Source organism: Halobaculum gomorrense (assembly GCF_900129775.1).
Taxonomy (GTDB): domain Archaea; phylum Halobacteriota; class Halobacteria; order Halobacteriales; family Haloferacaceae; genus Halobaculum; species Halobaculum gomorrense.
In genome coordinates this window covers 160,640-179,105 of record NZ_FQWV01000008.1, presented here as the reverse complement: position 1 = coordinate 179,105, position 18,466 = coordinate 160,640, and the positions used below count along the sequence as shown (strand labels likewise).

Below are 18,466 nucleotides of genomic sequence, written 5' to 3'. Positions count from 1 at the left end.
TGTGGCGTTTCGACCGACAAGCCGTTGTGGGTCCGTGAACACTCCTGTCCTGCCTGCGGGTTTGAGGCGGACAGGGACGCGAATGCGGCGTGGAACATCCTTTCTCGCGGCCTCGAAGACGTAAGAGTGGGATACTCTGAATCAACGGCTGTGGAGACTGCGCTCCCTGTGGATACCTCGGTATCTGCAAAGCGCGTCGTGGAAGCAGGAAGCCCTACTCTCAAGGAGCGAACGGCGAAAGCCGTGAGCGAGTAGGGTAGGGTAGTTCACTCGGCCCAGTAGCGTGCCAGCCCCGCGCTCGTCGTCATCTCGACGACGCCGAACACCACCGCCGGGAGCGTCGCCGCCGCCGGGAACCCCGCGGCGACGAGCAGCGCGGCCGCGACCGCGAAGTCGCGCATCCCGACGCAGAGGGTCGAGGCGACGCGCTCGCCCGGGGTGAACCCGAGCACGGTGCCCCCGAGCCACCCCGCGACGTAGCCCGCGAGGTTGAGCCCGAGCGCGCCCGCGACGACCGGGAGGAGCGCGCCGTCACCGGCCAGCACGAGCGCGGCGTTGTCGGCAGCGACGATGCCGATGACGAGCACGACCATGACGCCCGACACGGACGAGTAGAGGTCGTCGTACGGAGCGATCTGGTCGGGGAACCGCGCTCGGAGGCCGACGGCGAGCGCCATCGGCGCGACGACCGAGACGAGGAGCTGTCGGACGATGGGCCACGCGTCGACGGCGACGCTCCCGGCGAGCAGGAGCGTCGTCGCCGCCGGCACCGTCGCGAGCGTCGCGATCCCCACGACCACAAGCACGACCGTCGAGAGCGCGGTGTCGCCGCCGGCCAGCTCCGTCATCGTCGGCGTCACCAGCTCGGGCGTGACGGCGCCGAGGACGACGAACCCCGCGGCGAGCGCCGCCGGGAGCCCGAGGAGGCGCGCCAGCGCGAGGGCGGCGAGCGGCATCGCCGTCTGGACGGCCAGCACCGCCGCGAGCGGGCGTCCCCTGACGCCGCGGAACCGCGCGGGCGACAGCGTCAGCGACACCGACCCGATCATGACGGCGAGCAGCGGCGTCGAGAGGGGCTTCAGCGCGGCCAGCGGGGGGATCGCGAGCCCGACGGCGACGGCGCCGAGCACCCAGACAAGCAGGTAGTCGTCGACGGCGGCGGCGAGGCGGCGGAGCACGCCGGTCGTCTCGCCTCCGGGGCGGTGTAGCTGTCGATGCTTCGCGTCGGGGACACACGACCGCCGGGGGCCGCTCATCCGAGCCCGCGCCGGTCCGTTCTCACTGACCGACGGGTCTCAGGCCGACGGGCCTCACGCGCCGACCGAACCGGGAACCATTATCCGTCACGCGCCGAAGCGCCGCGCATGCCCGAGTTCAACGCCTTCTTCAAGCGCCTCCGCGACCGCATCGAGTCGAGGGACACCGTCGTCTCCGTCGGACTCGACGCCGACCTCGACCGGATCCCCGAGCACCTGCTGGAGCGAGACCTCCCGCGGTGGGCGTTCAACCGTCGGATCATCGACGCGACCCACGAGTACGCCGCCTGCTACAAGCCGAACGCGGCCTTCTACGAGGACGCCGACGGCTGGCGCAGCCTGCGGGAGACGGTCGCGTACGCCCACGGGAAGGACGTTCCCGTCCTGCTGGACGCCAAGCGGGCCGACATCGGCAACACGGCGAGACAGTACGCGGAACTGCTGGAGCACGTCGACGCGATCACCGCGAACCCGTACATGGGCCGCGACTCGCTGGAGCCGTTCCTCTCGAAGGCCGACAAGGGCGTGTTTATTCTCTGTCGCACCTCTAACCCCGGCGGCGCCGACCTGCAGGACCTGGAACTCGACTCGGGCGAGCCGCTGTACCGTCGGGTCGCAGCTCTGGCGGACCTGTGGAACGAGCGCGGCAACGTCGGACTGGTCGTCGGCGCGACGGCGCCCGACGAGCTGGCGGATCTGCGCGAGGCAGTCCCCGACCTCCCGTTTCTCGTGCCCGGCGTTGGCGCGCAGGGCGGCGACGCCGAGGCGGCCGTCGACCACGGGCTCGCCGACGGCGTCGGCCTCGTCAACTCCTCTCGGGGGATCATCTTCGCCGGCGAGGAGAGCGGGTCGCAAAGCGTCTCGGGAGGTCGAGCGTCGGAGGTGCGAGACGCGGGCGAGGACTTCGCGAAGGCGTCGGGGCAGGCCGCAAAGCGCCTCCGCGACCGCCTGAATCGGTACCGCGAGTGATCGCCGCCATCGGGAGGGGCGCACACCCCGCGGCGAGCGGCAGCGACGAAGCGGCCGGCGTTCGGAAGGGGGACCGTATATACGTGTTCGACGTGCAGTAGACCCATGTCAGTCGCCGGCGTCGCCGTCGTCGTGCTCGCGCTGCTGGCGGGCGTGACGGCGGTTGTCGTCGGTGGGTACGCCTGGCGCAACCGAGCGGAGCCGGGCGCGACGGCGTTCGCGGCCATGATGGTCGGCGTCGCCGTCTGGTCGCTCACCTACGCCGTCGCCTTGACCGTCTTCGATCCCGTCGTCCGACTGGCGCTCGAAGTGCCGCTGGAGGTCGGGAAGGCGATCGTCGCGCCTGCGTGGCTGTTTTTCGCGCTCGGATACGCCGGCCGCGGCGAGTACATCACTCGCCGACTCGTCGCCGCCGTCGCCGTGATTCCCGTGGCGACGATCCTGCTCGTGGCGACGGTACCGGTCCACGACCTGCTGTGGACGAACTACCGGATCGCGCCGACGATCGGGACCGCGACGGTCACGTTCGACCCCGGACCGTGGTTCTACCTCCACGCCGGGTTCGGCTGGACGGTGATCGGCGCGGGAATGGTGTTCCTGCTCGAACCGATGCTCTCGTACGGCGAGCGCTACCGCGACCAGGGGCTCGCGCTCATCGTCGGGGCGGCCGTCAGCTTCGCCGCCCACGTGAAGGCGACGTTCTTCCTCCCGCCGGCGCCGGCGCTCGACCTGACGCCGCTGACGCTCGCGGTGACGGGCGTGCTGTTCGGGGTCGCCCTGTTCCGGTTTGATCTGCTGGGGCTGCTCCCGGCGACGCAGACGCTCGGACGCCGGGCGGCGATCGAGGACGTGGGTGTCGGGCTCGTCGTTGTCGACACCGAAGGGGCGATCGTCGAGTTCAACCCCGCGGCCGAGTCGATCCTCGGGGTCGGCGACGACGGCGATCCCGGCGAGGGCGACGAAAGCGGCGTCGCCGGTGAGGACAGCGTGGGCGGCGTCGCCGGCGAACCCCTGGGCGCGTACGTCTCGGGCGTCGAGCTCGGCGCCGAGGGACCACAGCGCATCGAGGTGACCGACGGGGCCGGCTATCGCGCGTACGAGGCGACCACGTCACCGATCGGCGATCACACCGGTCGGACCGTCGGCTACACGGTCTCGTTCGCGGACGTGACCGAGCGCGAACTCCGCCGTCAGCGACTCGAGGTGCTCAACCGCGTGCTCAGACACAACCTCCGCAACGACATGACGGTCGTCGTGGGGAACGCCGACCTGCTCACCGAGCGGGTCGCCGACGAACATCGGTCGCTCGCGGACGCCATCGCCCGGCGCGGACGCGCGCTCCAGCGGCTCGGCGAGAAGGCCAGGGACGCCGAGGCGGTCCTCGCGGACGACGCCGCGCCGCGGGAGATCGCGGTCGCGAAGCTGTGCGACGATCTCGTTCGACGCGCGCGCGAGTCGTATCCCGACGGCGATGTCGCCGCGAGCGTCCCCGACGGCCTCACGGTGACCGCGCGCGCGGCCGTGCTGGAGACGGTGCTGTGGAACCTCGTCGATAACGCATTCGAACACGGCGACGGCGCCGCGGTTCGGATCGCGGTGACCGATGCTGCCGACGGCGTCGAGTTCGTCGTCGCCGACGACGGTCCGGGGGTGCCCGCAGCCGAGTTGGAGGGGATCCGCTCGGGGACCGAGACGGACCTGACGCACGGGAGCGGGCTGGGGCTGTGGGTGGTTCGCTGGGGGACCCGCGTGCTCGGCGCCGACCTCGCGTTCGACGACCGGGAGCCGAGCGGAACCGCAGTTACGGTGACGCTTCCCCGGGCTGAAGGGAGACGGTCGAGGCCGCCGACCGCGGGCTCCGGACCGGAGTGATCCGGTCCGGCGTCGCGAGCTGACCCCGGTCTGTGCTCTGCGGGCTCCCGATGCGGGCCATCTATCGCTCAACGCACACCGCTCGTCGCCCGTCGCACACCGCTCGACGCACACCGCCCGCTGTTCACGGGGAAGACGCGGCACAGTCGTCGCAGACGCCGTGCCCATCGTTCCAGTGGTCGTCGCAGTCGGCCGTCCCGCACCGCGGACAGCTGTGGGTCGCCTCGGCGCGCTCGCAGATCTGACAGCGGCCGGTGACGCTCATCGCTGATAGCCGTACTCGATCGGACACGACGCGGGAAGTTGGTCCCTTTGGCGGTGCGCACGCGCCTGGAACTGGTGCGGGCGGGAGACCGCCGCAGGCTGTCGGCGAGGGGTTTACGGTCGCGCGCCGCCGATCGCGAGTGTGGATCGTGACGTACTCCTGCTCGGGATCGCCGCCGTGCTCGCCGGCCTGACGGCCACCCTCGCGATGCTTGCGATCGCCTACTCGCCGTTCGTGTTCCTCGCGGCGATCCCGACGGGCGCGGCCGCGTACTTCCTCTGGTATCAGGCGTCGGGCCGCCTGAAGGAGGACATGCGCTCGCGCGCCGCGCGTCGGCGTGCGGGCCGCCGAGCGGATGAGGCCCCGCCCGGAGGAGACTCCCGGTTCGCCCGCGAGGCGCGCGCTCGGATGGGCGACGGCGGCCGCGCCGGCCCTCGGGGCACGAGGGGGACGCAGCGGTCGCGAGTGGGCGGGCGGGGCCCGACCGGCGGCGCTGCGATGAGCGGGAACGCGGGGATGCCGCCCGGCGACGCCCGCCGGACCCTCGGCGTCGACGCCGACGCCTCCGAATCGGCGGTCAAAGCGGCCTACCGCGACCGCGTGAAGGAGACGCACCCCGACTCCGGCGGCGACGAGGAGGAGTTCAAGCGGGTCAACCGGGCGTACGAGACGCTCAAGACGGAGTGACCCTGCGCGGCCGACGGGGCCGCACGCTCCGGTGATCCGGGCTCGCGCTACTGTGAGAATGGTAGCCACACACGTGAAAACCGTTATACTCGCCCGACGCTACCCGTCTGACATGGCCGCTGACCGGGCCGTGCTCACACGGACCATCGAGCGCGGCGAGGAGGAGGGCGGGAACGTCGAGTTCAAGACTCGCCTCACGCGTGAGGTACATCTCGCGGAGGGCCGCATGGAGTCGCTGGCCGCGCAGCTTCGCCACCGGGTGCTTTCGGGAGACGGCGAAGCGTTGTACGTGATCGGCGTGACCGACGACGGGGGGATCGCCGGCATCGCGCCGACGGCCTTCTCGGAGTCGATGGACGTGCTCTCGCTGTTGGCCGAGGAGGCCGACGCCCACATCCACGAGGTGGAGACGTGGGCCGCCGGGTCGGGAGACGCCGAGGGCGGTCTCGTGGGACTGGCGACGATCCGCGAGGGCGCCGCCTTTGAGGCCGACGACGACCACATCGTCGTCGGCACCGCCGGCCACGTCGACCACGGGAAGTCGACGCTCGTCGGCACGCTCGTCACCGGGCAGGCGGACGACGGCGAGGGGGGAACGCGCTCGTACCTCGATGTCCAGCCCCACGAGGTGGACCGCGGGCTCTCGGCGGACCTGAGCTACGGCGTCTACGGCTTCGACGACGACGGGCCCGTCCGCATGGACAACCCCGACCGCAAGTCCGACCGCGCGCGCGTCGTCGAGGAGGCCGACCGCCTCGTCTCGTTCGTCGACACCGTGGGCCACGAGCCGTGGCTCCGCACGACGATCCGCGGGCTGGTCGGCCAGAAGCTCGACTACGGCCTGCTCACCGTCGCCGCCGACGACGGCCCGACGAAGACCACCCGCGAGCACCTCGGCATCCTGCTGGCGATGGAACTGCCCACGTTCGTCGCGATCACCAAGGTCGACGCGCCGTCGGAGGAGCGCGTGCTGGAGGTCGAGCGCGAGGTGGAGTCGATGCTGCGCGACGTTGGCGAGACCCCGCTCCGGGTCGGGCGCCACGGCGTCGCCACCGCAGTCGAGGAGATCGGTGACGGGGTCGTGCCCGTGCTGCTCACCTCCGCGGTGACCCAGGAGGGACTGGGCGAACTCGACCGGATGCTGGAGAGCCTCCCGAAGCGCGAGGACGACGCCGACGGCGACTTCCGGATGTACGTCGACCGGTCGTACGACGTGAAGGGCGTCGGCGCAGTCGCCTCCGGCACGATCCGCTCGGGGGAGGTGGAGGCGGGCGACGAGCTCCTGCTCGGCCCGATGCCGGACGGCTCCTTCCGCGAGGTGGAGGTGCGCTCCATCGAGATGCACTACCACCGCGTCGACAAGGCTCGCGCGGGCCGTATCGTCGGCATCGCGCTGAAGGGCGTGAAAGAGACCGAGGTCCAGCGCGGGATGGCGCTGGTGCCGCGTGACTCCGAGCCGCGACCGGTCCGCTCGTTCGACGCCGAGGTGATGGTACTCAACCACCCCACGCGGATCCAGGAGGGGTACGAGCCGGTGGTCCACCTGGAGACCGTCAGCGAAGCCGCGGTCTTTCACCCCGAGGGCGGGCGACTGCTCCCCGGCGACACCGGGGAGACGGAGGTCCGGTTCAAGTTCCAGCCGTACCTCGTCGAGGAGGGGCAGCGGTTCGTCTTCCGCGAGGGCCGGAGCAAGGGCGTCGGCACCGTCACCGGCGTGCGCTACGCCGACGAGTAGCAGGCGTCAGTTTCTCGGGTCGTCGACGGTCGGATCCAAGAGCACCGCCAGCGACGGCACCCGCACCGCCCCGGGCGGGGTCGGTTCGCGGTCGCCGACGAGGACCGCATCCATCCCCGCTTCGAGCGCCCCCGCGGCGTCCGACTCCGGCGAGTCGCCGACGTGAACCGCGTCGCCGGCGGCGATCCCGAGGGCCAAGAGTCCAGCCTCGAAGGCGCCGATATCGGGCTTCGCGGGCGCGTCGTGACCGGCGAACACCACGGCGACCGCGCGGTCGTCGAGGCCCACTGCCCGAACCTTCGCGGCCTGCGCGTCCGGCGGCCCGTTGGTCACGACGGCGTAGGAGACGCCGCGGGCGTCGAGCGCGTCGAGCAGGTCGCGCGCGCCCGGTCGCCACGCCACGTTCGCGTGGTCGCGCTCGGCGGCGAACGCGTCCGCGACCGCGCGCCCGAGGTCCGGGTCGCGGTCCCGTTCGGCACAAAGCGCGGCGAAACACGCCCTCCGGAGTTCCGGCATGGAGTCGGTCCGGTCGTTGAACTCGGCGAAGCGGTCGTAGTACGCCTCCACCGGGAACACCGAATCGACGCCGACGGTGCCGAAGGCGGCCGCGAGCACCTCCCCCGGCAAGCGGCGGTAGGAGACGAGCGTGTCGTCGAGGTCGAACGTGATCCCACCGGCGTCGGCCAGCGGAGATACGAGTCTCGGCGGGCCCGCGTCCTCACGCATCGCGTTCGGTACGATCGCCGGGATCGTCGTGGTCGTCGCGGTCGCCACGGAGGTCGCGGTCGGTGCGGAGTTCCCGGAGGGCCCCTGTCGCCGCGTATGTGCCGTCGCGCTCGGCGGCGAGGTCGAGCAGCACGAACCACGCCAGGTGGCGTCCCACGCGCTCTCGCCACACCGACTCCCAGTCACTCGTCCGGAACCGCTCCCAGTCGGGGACGAGATCGACGAACGCCGCGAACACCTCGTCGGCGGTGAGGCCGGCGGCGGCACCGCCGGATCCGCCCTCCGCGTCGGCCGCCAGGAGCGCGTCGGCCACGTCGGTGGCGCCGTACACCCCCGAGAGGACGTGCTCGCGGAGGTACGCCGGCGTCGGGTCGCCCCGGAGCCGTTTGAACCCGTCGTCGGTCTCCGTCGCGAGATCGAGCGCCCGGAGGAACGTGAGCCACGTCCGGGCCACATCGCGCGAGCGGAAGCCGAGCCGCCGCATCAGCCTGGCGCAGCAGTCGTCCTCGCTGCCTGGAACCAGTGGGACGGCCGCCTGCGCGTCGGCGACGAACGCAACGGTGTCGGGCGCCGCCGGGACGAGTTTGAACTTCATGTCACCGCCGTCGGGAGCTCACTGGTAGTCGAACGACGCCGCGAGCAGGTCCTCGCGCGTCTCGCCAAGCGCGTACGTCGGCCCGTCGAGCACGTCGACGGTGACCGCGGCGGGCGCGAACACCGACTCGTCGAGTTCGTAAAAGTCGTAGTCGGCGTCGGCGAACACCTCCGCGAACGGGCGGCCGTGCTCGGCGGCGGCGCTGGAGGGAACCTCGTCGAAGCGGTCGAACTCCTCCGCGACGGTGAGGTGAACCTCGCCGCCGTACGCGAGCGCGTCGTTCGTCCGACCCATCGCCTCCGTCTCATCGTAGCTGACGGGCGCCACCGGCGCGGAGCCTGCCACCGACTTGACGTGCTCGGGGTCGTACCCCAACTCGAACAGACGGAAGACCGCCAGTTCCGCCGCGCGCGCCGCCGCGGTCACGCTCCCCGCCGTGGAGCCGAGCGCCGTCGTCGGGAGGAACACGGCGGGCTCGTTCACGTTCGCCGTCTCGGCGACCTCGGAGACCACCTCGTCGTCGGGGAGCGTCGCGCTCTCTACGCACAGGACCGTGAGGTCGAACTCGTCGTAGTAGCCCAGCGCCTGGAACTCGCGCTCCTCACCGACGAGCGCGCGGGCGGGGCCGGAGCCGAGCCCGGCGAAGTGCTCTGTCTCCAGTTCCCAGCCGGCTTTCTGACAGCCGAGCAGCGCGATCCCGGGGTGGTCGGTCGTCAACTCGACGTACGGCGTCGGCGAGTCGTCGACGCGGCCCATCCGCGTTTGGAGGGTCGCGAGGCCCGCGGTCTGAATCTCTGCGAGAAGCAAGCCGGCCTCGAGGCCGCCGTCGGCGTCGACGCCGAAGTCGACGACGGTCGCGCCCGAGTCGAGCTCGTAGCCGGCGATGTTGAGCTCATCGGCGAAGTCGAGCGCCTCGTCGACCAGCTCCACCGCCATGCGATTGAGGCTGTCCATGGGCGGGCTTGGTCGGCATCCGAGTTAAGTTCGGTCTTGTGTCTGCGGGACCTCTCGGTACGGGTCAGCCTATTCTGATCTCTCGGTCAGCGGCAACCCAACACTACGGAACTTCGTCCACGGCGTCGCGCAAGTCGTCCGGGTTGGACCAGGCGAAGCATCGGTCGTGGAGTTCGAAGAGACGAAACTCGTTGAGGTGGACCCAGCTGTATGAGACGGGTGCGTGTTTGCCGTCTTCTCGACTCTGCAGGCGGTCGATGATCTCCGAGGTCGTGAGACTGATATCGTTCTCGTGGGCGGTGGCGACGAGCGAATCCAGTTCGTCTTCGGTTGTGGGCTCGTCGAGGTCGTCGTTGAAATAGATGGTCGCGGCAGCCGCGATGACGTCCGCTTCGGTGTCGAAGTTCCGCTCGGTCATCCACGCGTAGTCCCGCGGTAACACGTACGAACTACCGAAGTACGGCGTCGTGCTGATCTTCCCGAGTTCGGTGACTTCGCCGCCGGCGTCCTGTTCGTACACGGCAACGATGGTGTCGGCGTGTGTGGCGAGGAGAACGAAGCGGATACGGAAGACGGGGAGGCGGTCGATATCCAATTCCGGAAGGTCAGCCATCAAGAACGGGTACGTGCCGAGTCGCTTGTCCAGTTCGTTCTGGACGATGCGGAGCCGCCGAAGGTACCGATCGCGGTAGCTCCCGAGGACGAAATACGAGTCCTCGGGGGTGTGGAGGTGCGGCAGTTCCCGGTTGGCGAACCCCATGACTTCTGAGGTTTCGTGTGGTTCCAGTTCGATTCCCTGGAGCGCCTCGTTCACCCCCTCCATGACCGCTGCGGCGTTCGGAGGGGGACCGGGGTCAGTCATACTGTGTGCTCTTCGGGGAGTGAATAAATAGATTGCTGACCAATATGACTAAAAAGGTGTTTGACCACATCAGTTCACCCAAAGTATTATTCGCGTCGCCGAGATACTCCCACGTGAGAACATGAGTGACGCGCCTGCCGCGACGGGTGACGGTCCGTTCGAAGAACAGCGGCAGATCTACGACCTCCTCTCTCAGGAGACGCGGCACTTGATCCTGCAGTACATCATCGGTCACCCGGATCATCTCCCGTCGCTCGATGAGCTGGCGTACATGATGCCGAAGAACAAGGCCGCGATCCGGGACCAACTGGACGTTCTCAGTGACAACGATATCATCGACCGCTATCGGTACCCGCCGAATGAGGACGCCCGCGATCTCCCGTCGCAGTTCTACGGTTTGACCGAACACGGGATGGAGATCCTCCACGAGTATAACTATCTCCGTGGCCTCCCGGTTGCGCGGGCGCTCTATGACAACACGCGGCTGTCGGAGAAGGCCCGACGGCATCGTGACGCGCCGCGTCCGGATCTTCCGGGTCACGTCACCGACGCGCTCACGATCGACGGGGATGACAACTCCGATTTCAACCGCTTGGAGAAGTACATCCGGGAGCGCAAGGGGGGCACGCACAGCGTTGCCGATCAGGTGACCGTCGCAACGGCGTTCTACGAGGCGGGGGTCGGCCCAGAAGACGAGGGTATCAAGCGAACGGAGCTGCGCGACTCCCTCGATGTCGATATCGACTACCAACCGAGGACAGTGCTGAACCACCTCGTCGATGCTGGCGTCCTCGCGCAGACAGTGCCACCCGCCCCGGACGTATTCGCGATCAGCGAGCGCCTCGATGAGATAGTGAACGGGCAGGTCGCCGAGGAAGCGGAAGCGAATCTGGATGCGCTGATCTCGCATATCGACGACGAACTACAGGTCACAACGCTCGCCGAGGATGCTGCGGAACGGAACGGGTCGCGGGGCCGGGCGTCGGCGCCGTCCGTCGCCGTCGCCGACGGCGCCGGTCGAACGATCCGGAGTATCCTCGCCACGGAGCTCGGGATCGAGCCGGAGCGGGTGACGGAGTTCCTGTGGTCCGGAGACCCTGTGAACCGACTCAACACCGCCGTCGAAGCGATCGAGTCCTCCGAGGAAGTCACGAGATCCGAGGAGTACGGACAGATCGTGTTCGTCCGACCGGCGTATCGCTACCGCCTAACCGAGCGGGCGATGGATCTCGTGTGAGCGATTCCTGCGACGAGTACGATTCTCGCCGTTGTCGGGCTACGCCCGACTTCTGAGACGCGCCCGTTTCGCCATCTTGTGGGCAGGGCGGCACAGGACCGCTCCGCCAAACCACTCTGGTCTCGTCGCGGTCGACTTTGCCCTGTTCGTGGGGGCCTCGGCCCGGAGATCTCGCGGTTCACGAGACCGCGGGTCTCGCGAGCGCACAAATCGCGAAGCGATTTGTATACGCCGTCTATCCGAGGCCTCCCTACGGTCGACCTCGGCTCAGTCGTCGCCGACGGCGCCCGCGCCGAACTCTGCGGTCGCCTGGCCGCCCTCCGCGGCGTCGGGAAGCTCCTCGCGCACGTCGTCGCCGCGGCCCTCGGCGATGACCTCGGCGTACGCGTCCGGGAGCACGCGGGTGAACTCGCCGACGACCGACTCCCAGTCGTCGAGCAGTTCCGCCGCGCGATCGCTGTCGGTGCGCGCGAGGTGGTTCTCGACGAGCCGGCGGACCATCGCCTCGTCCTGGTCAGTGAGGTCGTCGCTGAGGCTCACGAAGCCCGTGTTCGTCTTCGCGGCCAGTTTGTCGTCGGGGTCGTGGACATACGCGACGCCGCCGGACATCCCCGCGGCGAAGTTGCGCCCCACGTCGCCCAGCACCGCGACGACGCCGCCGGTCATGTACTCGCAGCCGTGGTCGCCGACGCCCTCGACGACGGCTTTCACGCCGGAGTTGCGCACGGCGAAGCGCTCGCCGGCGACGCCGTTGACGTACGCCTCGCCGTCGGTGGCGCCGTACAGCGCCACGTTGCCGACGAGGACGTTCTCGTCGGGCTCGAAGGCGGCGTCCTCGGGCGTCTGGACGACGACTGTGCCGCCCGACAGTCCCTTGCCGACGTAGTCGTTCGCGGCGCCGACGAGGTGGGCGTCCACGCCCGACGCGAGGAACGCGCCGAACGACTGGCCCGCCTCGCCGCGGAAGTCGAGATCCAGCGTGCCCGCGGGGAGACCGTCCTCGCCGTGAGCCTGCGAGATCCGGTTCGACAGCGTGGCGCCGACCGCGCGGTCGGTGTTGTCCACGTCGGCCGCGAGCGCTGTCGGCTCGCCCGACTCGACCGCGTCGCCGAGTTCGTCGAGCAGCTCCCAGTCGAGCGCCTCCGCGAGGTCCGGGTGGTCCTGCTCGCGCACCTTGTGGCGCGGGCCGTCGTCGCTCGGCTCGGCGATGAGCGCCGAGAGGTCGAGCTTGCTCGCCTTCGGGTGATCGACCTCGCGTTGAGAGAGGCAGTCGACCCGCCCGACCAGCTCGTCGACCGAGGTGAAGCCCAGGTCGGCCATGATCTCGCGCAGCTCCTGGGCGATGAACTGCATGTAGTTGATCACGTGCTCGGGCTCGCCGGGGAACCGATCCCGGAGGTCCTCGCGCTGGGTGGCGACGCCGACCGGGCAGGTGTTCTGGTGGCACTGCCGGGCCATCACGCAACCCGACGAGACGAGCGCTGCCGTCCCGAACGCGAACTCCTCGGCGCCGAGCAAGGCGGCGACGGCCACGTCACGGCCGGTCTTGAGCCCGCCGTCAGCGGAGACGGTGATCCGGTCGCGTAGCCCCGTCGCACGCAGCATCTGGTTCGCCTCGGCGACCCCCAGCTCCCATGGGAGGCCGGCGTTCTTGATCGAGGTCTTCGGCGACGCGCCCGTCCCGCCGGAGTGGCCGGAGATGTGGACCACGTCCGCCTCCGCCTTCGCGACGCCGGCGGCGATGGTGCCGATGCCCGCCTCGGAGACGAGCTTCACGTTGATGTCGGCCTCGGGGTTGGCCGCCTTCAGGTCGTAGATCAGCTGTTTGAGGTCCTCGATGGAGTAGATGTCGTGCAGCGGCGGCGGCGAGATGAGCCCGACGCCGGGCGTCGAGTAGCGCACGTGGGCGATGTACTCGTTCACCTTCGCGCCGGGGAGGTGGCCACCTTCCCCGGGCTTGGAGCCCTGCGCCATCTTGATCTGGATCTCTTCGGCGTTCGCGAGGTAGTTCGAGGTGACGCCGAAGCGCCCGGAGGCGACCTGCTTGACGCTGCACCCGCGCTCGGTGTCGAAGCGCTCGGGCGGCTCGCCGCCCTCGCCGGTGTTGGACTTCGCGCCCAAGCGATTCATCGCGATCGCGTTGTTCTCGTGTTGCTCGGGCGAGAGGCTCCCGAGGCTCATCGCGGCCGTCGAGAAGCGCTCGGCGATGTCGCCGACGGGCTCGACCTCATCCACCGGGATCGGCTCGCGGTCGTTGCCGATGTCGAGGAGGTTCCGCAGCTCCGCGGGCTCGTCGGGGTCGTTCACCTGCGCCGAGAACTCGTCCCACGCGTCGCGGTCGCCCTCGCGGACGGCGGTGTGGAGCGCGTTCACCGAGTGGGGGTTCCAGCCGTGTTTGATGCCCGAAGAGCGGTGCTCGTACTCGCCCTGCGTCTCCAAGTCGGGGTCGTCGCCGAAGCCGACCGCGTACCGCTCGCGGAGGTCCGACTCGATCTCCGGGAGGCCAATCCCCTCGGTCCGGATCTCGGTGCCCTCGAAGTACTCGCGCACCAGGTCCGAGTCGAGGCCGACCGCCTCGAAGATCTGCGCGCCCTGGTAGGACTCGACCGTCGAGATGCCCATCTTCGCCATCGTCTTGAGCAGGCCCATCTCCAGGGCGTCGCGGTAGGCCGACAGCGACTTCTCCTCGTCGGCGCCGTCGGGGCCGGCGACGATGTCGCGGACGGTGTCGTACGCGAGGTACGGGCAGACCGCGCCGGCGCCGTAGCCGACGAGACACGCCACGTGATGAACCTCGCGGGGGTCGCCAGACTCGACGACGAGGCCGGCGCGGGCGCGCAGCCCCTCGCGTACGAGGTGATGGTGGACCGCGCCCGTCGCCAGCAGGCTCGGGACGTGGAGTCGGTCCGCGCCCATGTCGCGGTCTGAGAGCACGAGCACGTCGGCGCCGTCGCGGACCGCCTCCGCGGCGGCCGCCCGGAGGTCCTCGACGGTCGTCCGGAGGTCGTCGTCAGCGTCGAACGTCATGTCGAGGGTGACCGACCTGAGGTCGCCGTCGGTGACGGTGTCGAGGTCGCACAGCGTCGCTGTCTCCGCCTCGGTGAGGACGGGCGAGTCGTTGACGACCTGGCGGGCGTGCTCTGGGGTCTCCCCGAGGAGGTTGTGCTGCGGGCCGAGGCGGGTCTCCAGCGACGTGACCAGCTCCTCGCGGATGTAGTCGATCGGCGGGTTCGACACCTGCGCGAACAGCTGCTTGAAGTAGGTGAACAGCGGCCGGTCGAACTCCGAAAGCACCGACAGCGGGGTGTCGTCGCCCATCGATCCGACCGGGTCCTTCCCCTGCTCGGCCATCGGGCCGATGAGGTGGTTCAGCTGGTCGGTCGTGTAGCCGAAGGCGGCCTGCTTGCTCCGGAGGTCGCCGTCCGGCCCGGTCTCGGGCGACGGGTCAGCATCGGCCGTCACGCCCGCGAGGTCGCGCTGCTCGTCGTCGACCCACTCGCCGTACCGGTCGTCGGTGAGGTCGGCGAACACCTCCTCGTCGTCGAGGACGCGCCCCTCGGTGCGGTCGGCGACGAACGTCTCGCCCGGACGGAGGCGACCGCGCTCGCGGACCTCGCTGGGGTCGTGCTCCAGCGCGCCGACCTCACTGCCCATCACGAGCCGGTTGTCGGCGGTCACGTCGTAGCGGCACGGGCGCAGGCCGTTGCGGTCGAGCACGCCGGCGACGCGGTCGCCGTCGAAGCCGATGACCAATGCGGGGCCGTCCCAGGGCTCGACCAGCGAGGCGTGGTAGTCGTAGAAGTCGCGGCGCGCCTCGCTCATCGCGTCGTCTTTGCGGTACGCCTCGGGGATCATCATCCGGAGCGCGTGGGGGAGTTCGCGCCCGCCGTGTAAGAGGAGGTCGAGCGTCTCGTCGACCGATGCCGTGTCCGACTGGTTCGGGTCGGAGATGACCGGCCGGACGGCGTCGAGTTCCTCGTCGGTGAAGCCGCTGTCCGCGAGGTCGGACTGGCGCGCGCGCATCCAGTTGACGTTCCCCTGGATGGTGTTGAACTCGCCGTTGTGGACGACGTTGCGGTACGGGTGCGCGAGGTGCCACGCGCCGAGCGTGTTCGTCGAGAAGCGCGCGTGGACGAGCGCGACGCCCGAGGTCAGCCGGTCGTCGCGGAGGTCGGGGTAGTAGGCGTCGATCTGGTCGGCCTTCAACAGCCCCTTGTAGACGACGCGTCGGCGGTCGAGCGAGCAGACGTAGAAGCGCTCGCCCGCCACGTCCTCGGCGGCCGACTCGAGGGCGCGCCGGGCGACGTACAGCCGTCGGTCGAACGGCTCCTCATCGAGGGCGGCCCCCTCGGCGGGCGCGACGAACGCCTGTCGAACGTCCGGTTCCGAATCGAGCGCTGTCTGTCCCAGGTCGGCGCCCGCAGCGTCGGTGGGCACGTCGCGCCAGGCGAGCACGTCCAGGTCGTACTCCGCGAGCGTCTCCGCGAACAGCGCCTCCAACTCCTCGCGCGCGGTGTCGTCGGTCGGCATGAACAGCGACCCGACCGCGTACATCTCGGGGAGATCGTCGTCGACGACGCCTGCGAAGAACTCGTCGGGCCGTTCGATCATGATGCCGGCGCCGTCGCCGGTGTTCTGTTCGGCACCCGTCGTCCCTCGATGTTCGAGGTTCTCCAGCAGTTCGAGTGCGTCCGTTACTACGTCGTGCGATCGCCCGCCGTCGAGGTCGACGACGGCCCCCACACCACAGTTCGAGCGCTCGTCAGTGGGGTCCGCCAGGCCCCCGACGTGCGCCGACGCATCCGGCTCAGTCATGGGTGTCAGTTCTCGCGGCCCGGGTAAAGGGTTGACCCTAAACGGCTAAGGGTGTGTTATTGGCATATTAGGATGATATAGGGTGACGATATCCTCTCGGACGACTGTGAACGATTCGATCGCTGGACGGCACGCTGTGACTCGAAGCCGAGTTGTCGTTCGGAGAACCGTTGGTGGGGTCGGTCCCGGCGACTCCGCGGTCAGTACGACCCCGGCGGTCGGTCCGATTTCGCGGCTGGGATTGGTCCGAATTCGCGGTCGGATTTAGTACGACTTCGCGAAGTACGCCGTTCGCGTCGCGTCGTCGTCACAGACCGCGCAGGCGTCGTCGTGGTCGGTGCCGTGACGGTCGTCGTCCGCCTCGAAGGGGACCATCACGATCTCCGCGGCGATCTGGTCTTTGATCTCGGCCTCGCAGGACTGGTCGCCGCACCACGGCGCCTTCACGTAGCCGCCGTGTTGGCCGATAGTGCCGAGGATCTCGTTGCGCGAGTCGGCCTCGCGCACCTCACCGTCGAGGTTCTCCTCGGCGGCGGCGTACAGCTTCGCGTACACCTCGTCGAGGTGCTCGCGGGTCGTCTCCGCGATGTGGTCGCGGTCGACGGTCGACTCATCGCCGTCGGGGCGGTGGACGACCGTGACCTCGTCGTCGTCGACCTCGTAGGGACCGATCTCGAAGCGGACGGGGACGCCGTTGAGTTCATGTTCGTTGAACTTGAAGCCGGGATTGCGCGTGTCGCGGTCGTCGAGTTCGACGCGGATCCCCGCCTCTTCGAGGTCGTCGGCGACGCCCTCGGCGTACGAGAGCACCTCGTCTTTCGTCTCCTCTTGCCAGATGGGAACGATGGCGACTTGCGTGGGCGCGACGGTGGGGGGCAACACGAGCCCCTGGTCGTCGGAGTGGGTCATGATCAGCGCGCCCAGCGCGCGCCACGACAGCCCCCACGAGGTCGTGTGGGCCGTTCGCTCGGCCTCGTCCTCGTCGGCGAACGTGATGTCGAATGCCTCCGCGAAGCTCGTCCCGAGGTAGTGGGAGGTGCCGCCCTGGACGGACTTGCCGTCGGGCATGAGCGCCTCGACCGTGGTGGTCGTGTCGGCGCCGGGGAACGTGTCGTGGTCGGGCTTCTGTCCGCGGAGCACGGGGATCGCGAGGAAGTCCTCGTACACCGACTCGTACTGGTCGAGGCGCGTCATCGTCTCCTCCCAGGCGCCGTCGCGGTCGGCGTGGGCGGTGTGGCCCTCCTGCCAGAGGAACTCCTTTGTGCGAAAGAACGGCTTCGTCTCCGTCGCCTCCCAGCGCACGACCGAGCACCACTGGTTCACGCGCAAGGGGAGGTCGCGGTGGCTCCGCACCCACTGGCTGATGTAGGGCGTGATGATCGACTCGGAGGTGGGGCGGACCGCGAGGCGTTCCTCCAACTCCTCGTGGCCGCCCTGGGTCACCCAGGCGACCTCGGGGTCGAACCCCTCCACGATGTCCTTCTCGGCCTCCAGATACGACTCGGGGATGAACATGGGGAAGTACGCGTTCTGTACCCCGGTGTCCTTGAACTCCGCGTCCAGAAAGCCCTGGAGGCGCTCCCACAGCGCGTACCCGCGGGGGCGGGTGACGATGAACCCGGACATCCCCTCGGGCCCGTAGCTCGCCAGCTGCGCCTTCTGTACCACTTCGGCGTACCACTCGCCGGTCTCGTACTCCTTCGACTTCGTGATCCCCAACTCCTGATCGTCGTCGCCGGAGTCGGCGGATTCGTGTTCGCTCATGTTCGTGGATATCGGACTGCCGTCTTAAACTCGGTGCGTTCGGCCCGTGGGAGGAGAGAAGGTGGTGCGTGGCTACGCGCCACGCGGCGGGACCGGAACGCGGACACGCCGCCCGCGGCGACGGCGATCGGTGACCGAACCGCTGTCGGCGGCGCTCATACGTGAACGGACCGCGCCGACCGGAAAGAGCGTTCCCCCGCCGTGTCACGCGCTCTCGCGCGTTACCAACGCTTACGGTCGTCACGGGAGCAGCCGACGGTATGCCCCTCACACCCGTCGAACTCGACGCCGGCGACGCCGCCGACCTCCACGCGCTGTTCGGCGACTACGGCTGGTGGGACGACCGCGAGCGCGACGACGTGGCACGGGCGCTGGCGAACACCGACCTCGCCGTCGGCCTCCGCGAGCACGGCGCCGACGCTGACCCCGCCGCCGGGTCCCTCGTCGCCGGCGCGCGCGTCATCACGGACTTCGTCTACTACGCCCGGGTTTACGACGTGATCGTCGCCGCCGACCGCCGCGGCGACGGCGTCGGCGTCGCTCTCGTCGACGTGCTCACCGACCACGAGCGCCTCGACGACGTGAAGCCGGTCCTCCTCTGTCGGGAGGGGCTGGTCCCCTTCTACGAGTCCGCCGGCTTCGAGCGATACCCGGAGTCGGTCGCGGTCCCGGACGACGACGCTCCCGACGAGGAGGACCTGGTGCCCCTGATCCACACGACGGGGTGAC

General features: G+C 69.5%; 15 protein-coding genes. 7 read left to right on the top strand and 8 right to left on the bottom strand.

Annotated features, from left to right (window positions below):
- A partial coding sequence (locus BUE16_RS13845) for a zinc ribbon domain-containing protein (protein ID WP_143165446.1) occupies positions 1-255 on the top strand: 255 nt, incomplete at its 5' end.
- 11 nt (positions 256-266) lie between these two features.
- Here BUE16_RS13845 and BUE16_RS13840 read toward each other — a convergent pair.
- On the bottom strand, positions 267-1,256 hold the full coding sequence (locus BUE16_RS13840) for a bile acid:sodium symporter family protein (protein ID WP_079991669.1): 990 nt from the start codon (positions 1,254-1,256) through the stop codon (positions 267-269).
- Between the two features lie 108 nt (positions 1,257-1,364).
- Here BUE16_RS13840 and pyrF point away from each other — a divergent pair, with 108 nt between their 5' ends.
- A complete protein-coding gene (gene pyrF / locus BUE16_RS13835) occupies positions 1,365-2,225 on the top strand; it encodes an orotidine-5'-phosphate decarboxylase (protein WP_073310722.1) in 861 nt (286 codons plus the stop codon).
- Between the two features lie 105 nt (positions 2,226-2,330).
- Positions 2,331-4,097 carry a sensor histidine kinase gene (locus tag BUE16_RS13830; RefSeq protein WP_073310720.1) on the top strand — a complete coding sequence of 589 codons (1,767 nt, stop codon included), beginning with the start codon at positions 2,331-2,333 and terminating at the stop codon, positions 4,095-4,097.
- Between the two features lie 124 nt (positions 4,098-4,221).
- Here the strand turns inward: BUE16_RS13830 and BUE16_RS17030 are convergent, their stop codons facing one another.
- Positions 4,222-4,362: a hypothetical protein gene (locus BUE16_RS17030; RefSeq protein ID WP_200778446.1), complete on the bottom strand. Its 141-nt coding sequence runs from the start codon at positions 4,360-4,362 to the stop codon at positions 4,222-4,224.
- Positions 4,363-4,503: 141 nt separating this feature from the next.
- Here BUE16_RS17030 and BUE16_RS13825 point away from each other — a divergent pair, with 141 nt between their 5' ends.
- A complete protein-coding gene (locus BUE16_RS13825) occupies positions 4,504-5,049 on the top strand; it encodes a J domain-containing protein (RefSeq protein ID WP_073310718.1) in 546 nt (181 codons plus the stop codon).
- A gap of 112 nt (positions 5,050-5,161) precedes the next feature.
- Entirely contained in the window at positions 5,162-6,784 is a 1,623-nt protein-coding gene (locus BUE16_RS13820) for a GTPBP1 family GTP-binding protein (RefSeq protein WP_073310716.1), read from the top strand.
- 6 nt (positions 6,785-6,790) lie between these two features.
- Here the strand turns inward: BUE16_RS13820 and BUE16_RS13815 are convergent, their stop codons facing one another.
- The 4 genes from BUE16_RS13815 to BUE16_RS13800 all read right to left on the bottom strand — a co-directional run bounded on the left by BUE16_RS13815 (position 6,791) and on the right by BUE16_RS13800 (position 9,921).
- Positions 6,791-7,510 carry an HAD family hydrolase gene (locus tag BUE16_RS13815; RefSeq protein WP_073310765.1) on the bottom strand — a complete coding sequence of 240 codons (720 nt, stop codon included), beginning with the start codon at positions 7,508-7,510 and terminating at the stop codon, positions 6,791-6,793.
- Positions 7,503-8,105: a hypothetical protein gene (locus BUE16_RS13810; protein ID WP_073310714.1), complete on the bottom strand. Its 603-nt coding sequence runs from the start codon at positions 8,103-8,105 to the stop codon at positions 7,503-7,505. Before BUE16_RS13810 ends, BUE16_RS13815 begins: the two co-directional genes overlap by 8 nt.
- An 18-nt stretch (positions 8,106-8,123) precedes the next feature.
- A complete protein-coding gene (gene mch / locus BUE16_RS13805) occupies positions 8,124-9,059 on the bottom strand; it encodes a methenyltetrahydromethanopterin cyclohydrolase (RefSeq protein ID WP_073310712.1) in 936 nt (311 codons plus the stop codon).
- A gap of 103 nt (positions 9,060-9,162) precedes the next feature.
- A complete protein-coding gene (locus BUE16_RS13800) occupies positions 9,163-9,921 on the bottom strand; it encodes a hypothetical protein (protein WP_079991668.1) in 759 nt (252 codons plus the stop codon).
- 121 nt (positions 9,922-10,042) lie between these two features.
- On the opposite strand from BUE16_RS13800, the gene BUE16_RS13795 reads away from it, so the two are divergent.
- Positions 10,043-11,158, top strand: a complete 1,116-nt coding sequence (locus BUE16_RS13795; protein ID WP_073310710.1) for a hypothetical protein — start codon at positions 10,043-10,045, stop codon at positions 11,156-11,158.
- A 267-nt stretch (positions 11,159-11,425) separates the two neighbouring features.
- Here BUE16_RS13795 and gltB read toward each other — a convergent pair whose 3' ends face one another.
- Both gltB and proS read right to left on the bottom strand, forming a co-directional pair.
- Positions 11,426-15,973, bottom strand: coding sequence for a glutamate synthase large subunit (gene gltB, locus BUE16_RS13790; RefSeq protein ID WP_073310709.1), 4,548 nt, complete (start codon positions 15,971-15,973; stop codon positions 11,426-11,428).
- Between the two features lie 264 nt (positions 15,974-16,237).
- On the bottom strand, positions 16,238-17,737 hold the full coding sequence (gene proS, locus BUE16_RS13785) for a proline--tRNA ligase (protein WP_073310707.1): 1,500 nt from the start codon (positions 17,735-17,737) through the stop codon (positions 16,238-16,240).
- A 260-nt stretch (positions 17,738-17,997) separates the two neighbouring features.
- Here proS and BUE16_RS13780 point away from each other — a divergent pair, with 260 nt between their 5' ends.
- Positions 17,998-18,465, top strand: coding sequence for a GNAT family N-acetyltransferase (locus BUE16_RS13780; RefSeq protein ID WP_073310705.1), 468 nt, complete (start codon positions 17,998-18,000; stop codon positions 18,463-18,465).
- Position 18,466 lies beyond the last annotated feature (1 nt).

Bases quoted from the DNA above. Each gene is read 5' to 3' on its own strand.
- BUE16_RS13840 (WP_079991669.1), bottom strand. From the start codon at position 1,256: ATGAGCGGCCCCCGGCGGTCGTGTGTCCCCGACGCGAAGCATCGACAG.
- pyrF (WP_073310722.1), top strand. From the start codon at position 1,365: ATGCCCGAGTTCAACGCCTTCTTCAAGCGCCTCCGCGACCGCATCGAG.
- BUE16_RS13830 (WP_073310720.1), top strand. From the start codon at position 2,331: ATGTCAGTCGCCGGCGTCGCCGTCGTCGTGCTCGCGCTGCTGGCGGGC.
- BUE16_RS17030 (WP_200778446.1), bottom strand. From the start codon at position 4,362: ATGAGCGTCACCGGCCGCTGTCAGATCTGCGAGCGCGCCGAGGCGACC.
- BUE16_RS13820 (WP_073310716.1), top strand. From the start codon at position 5,162: ATGGCCGCTGACCGGGCCGTGCTCACACGGACCATCGAGCGCGGCGAG.
- BUE16_RS13815 (WP_073310765.1), bottom strand. From the start codon at position 7,510: ATGCGTGAGGACGCGGGCCCGCCGAGACTCGTATCTCCGCTGGCCGAC.
- BUE16_RS13810 (WP_073310714.1), bottom strand. From the start codon at position 8,105: ATGAAGTTCAAACTCGTCCCGGCGGCGCCCGACACCGTTGCGTTCGTC.
- mch (WP_073310712.1), bottom strand. From the start codon at position 9,059: ATGGACAGCCTCAATCGCATGGCGGTGGAGCTGGTCGACGAGGCGCTC.
- BUE16_RS13800 (WP_079991668.1), bottom strand. From the start codon at position 9,921: ATGACTGACCCCGGTCCCCCTCCGAACGCCGCAGCGGTCATGGAGGGG.
- BUE16_RS13795 (WP_073310710.1), top strand. From the start codon at position 10,043: ATGAGTGACGCGCCTGCCGCGACGGGTGACGGTCCGTTCGAAGAACAG.
- gltB (WP_073310709.1), bottom strand. From the start codon at position 15,973: ATGACTGAGCCGGATGCGTCGGCGCACGTCGGGGGCCTGGCGGACCCC.
- proS (WP_073310707.1), bottom strand. From the start codon at position 17,737: ATGAGCGAACACGAATCCGCCGACTCCGGCGACGACGATCAGGAGTTG.
- BUE16_RS13780 (WP_073310705.1), top strand. From the start codon at position 17,998: ATGCCCCTCACACCCGTCGAACTCGACGCCGGCGACGCCGCCGACCTC.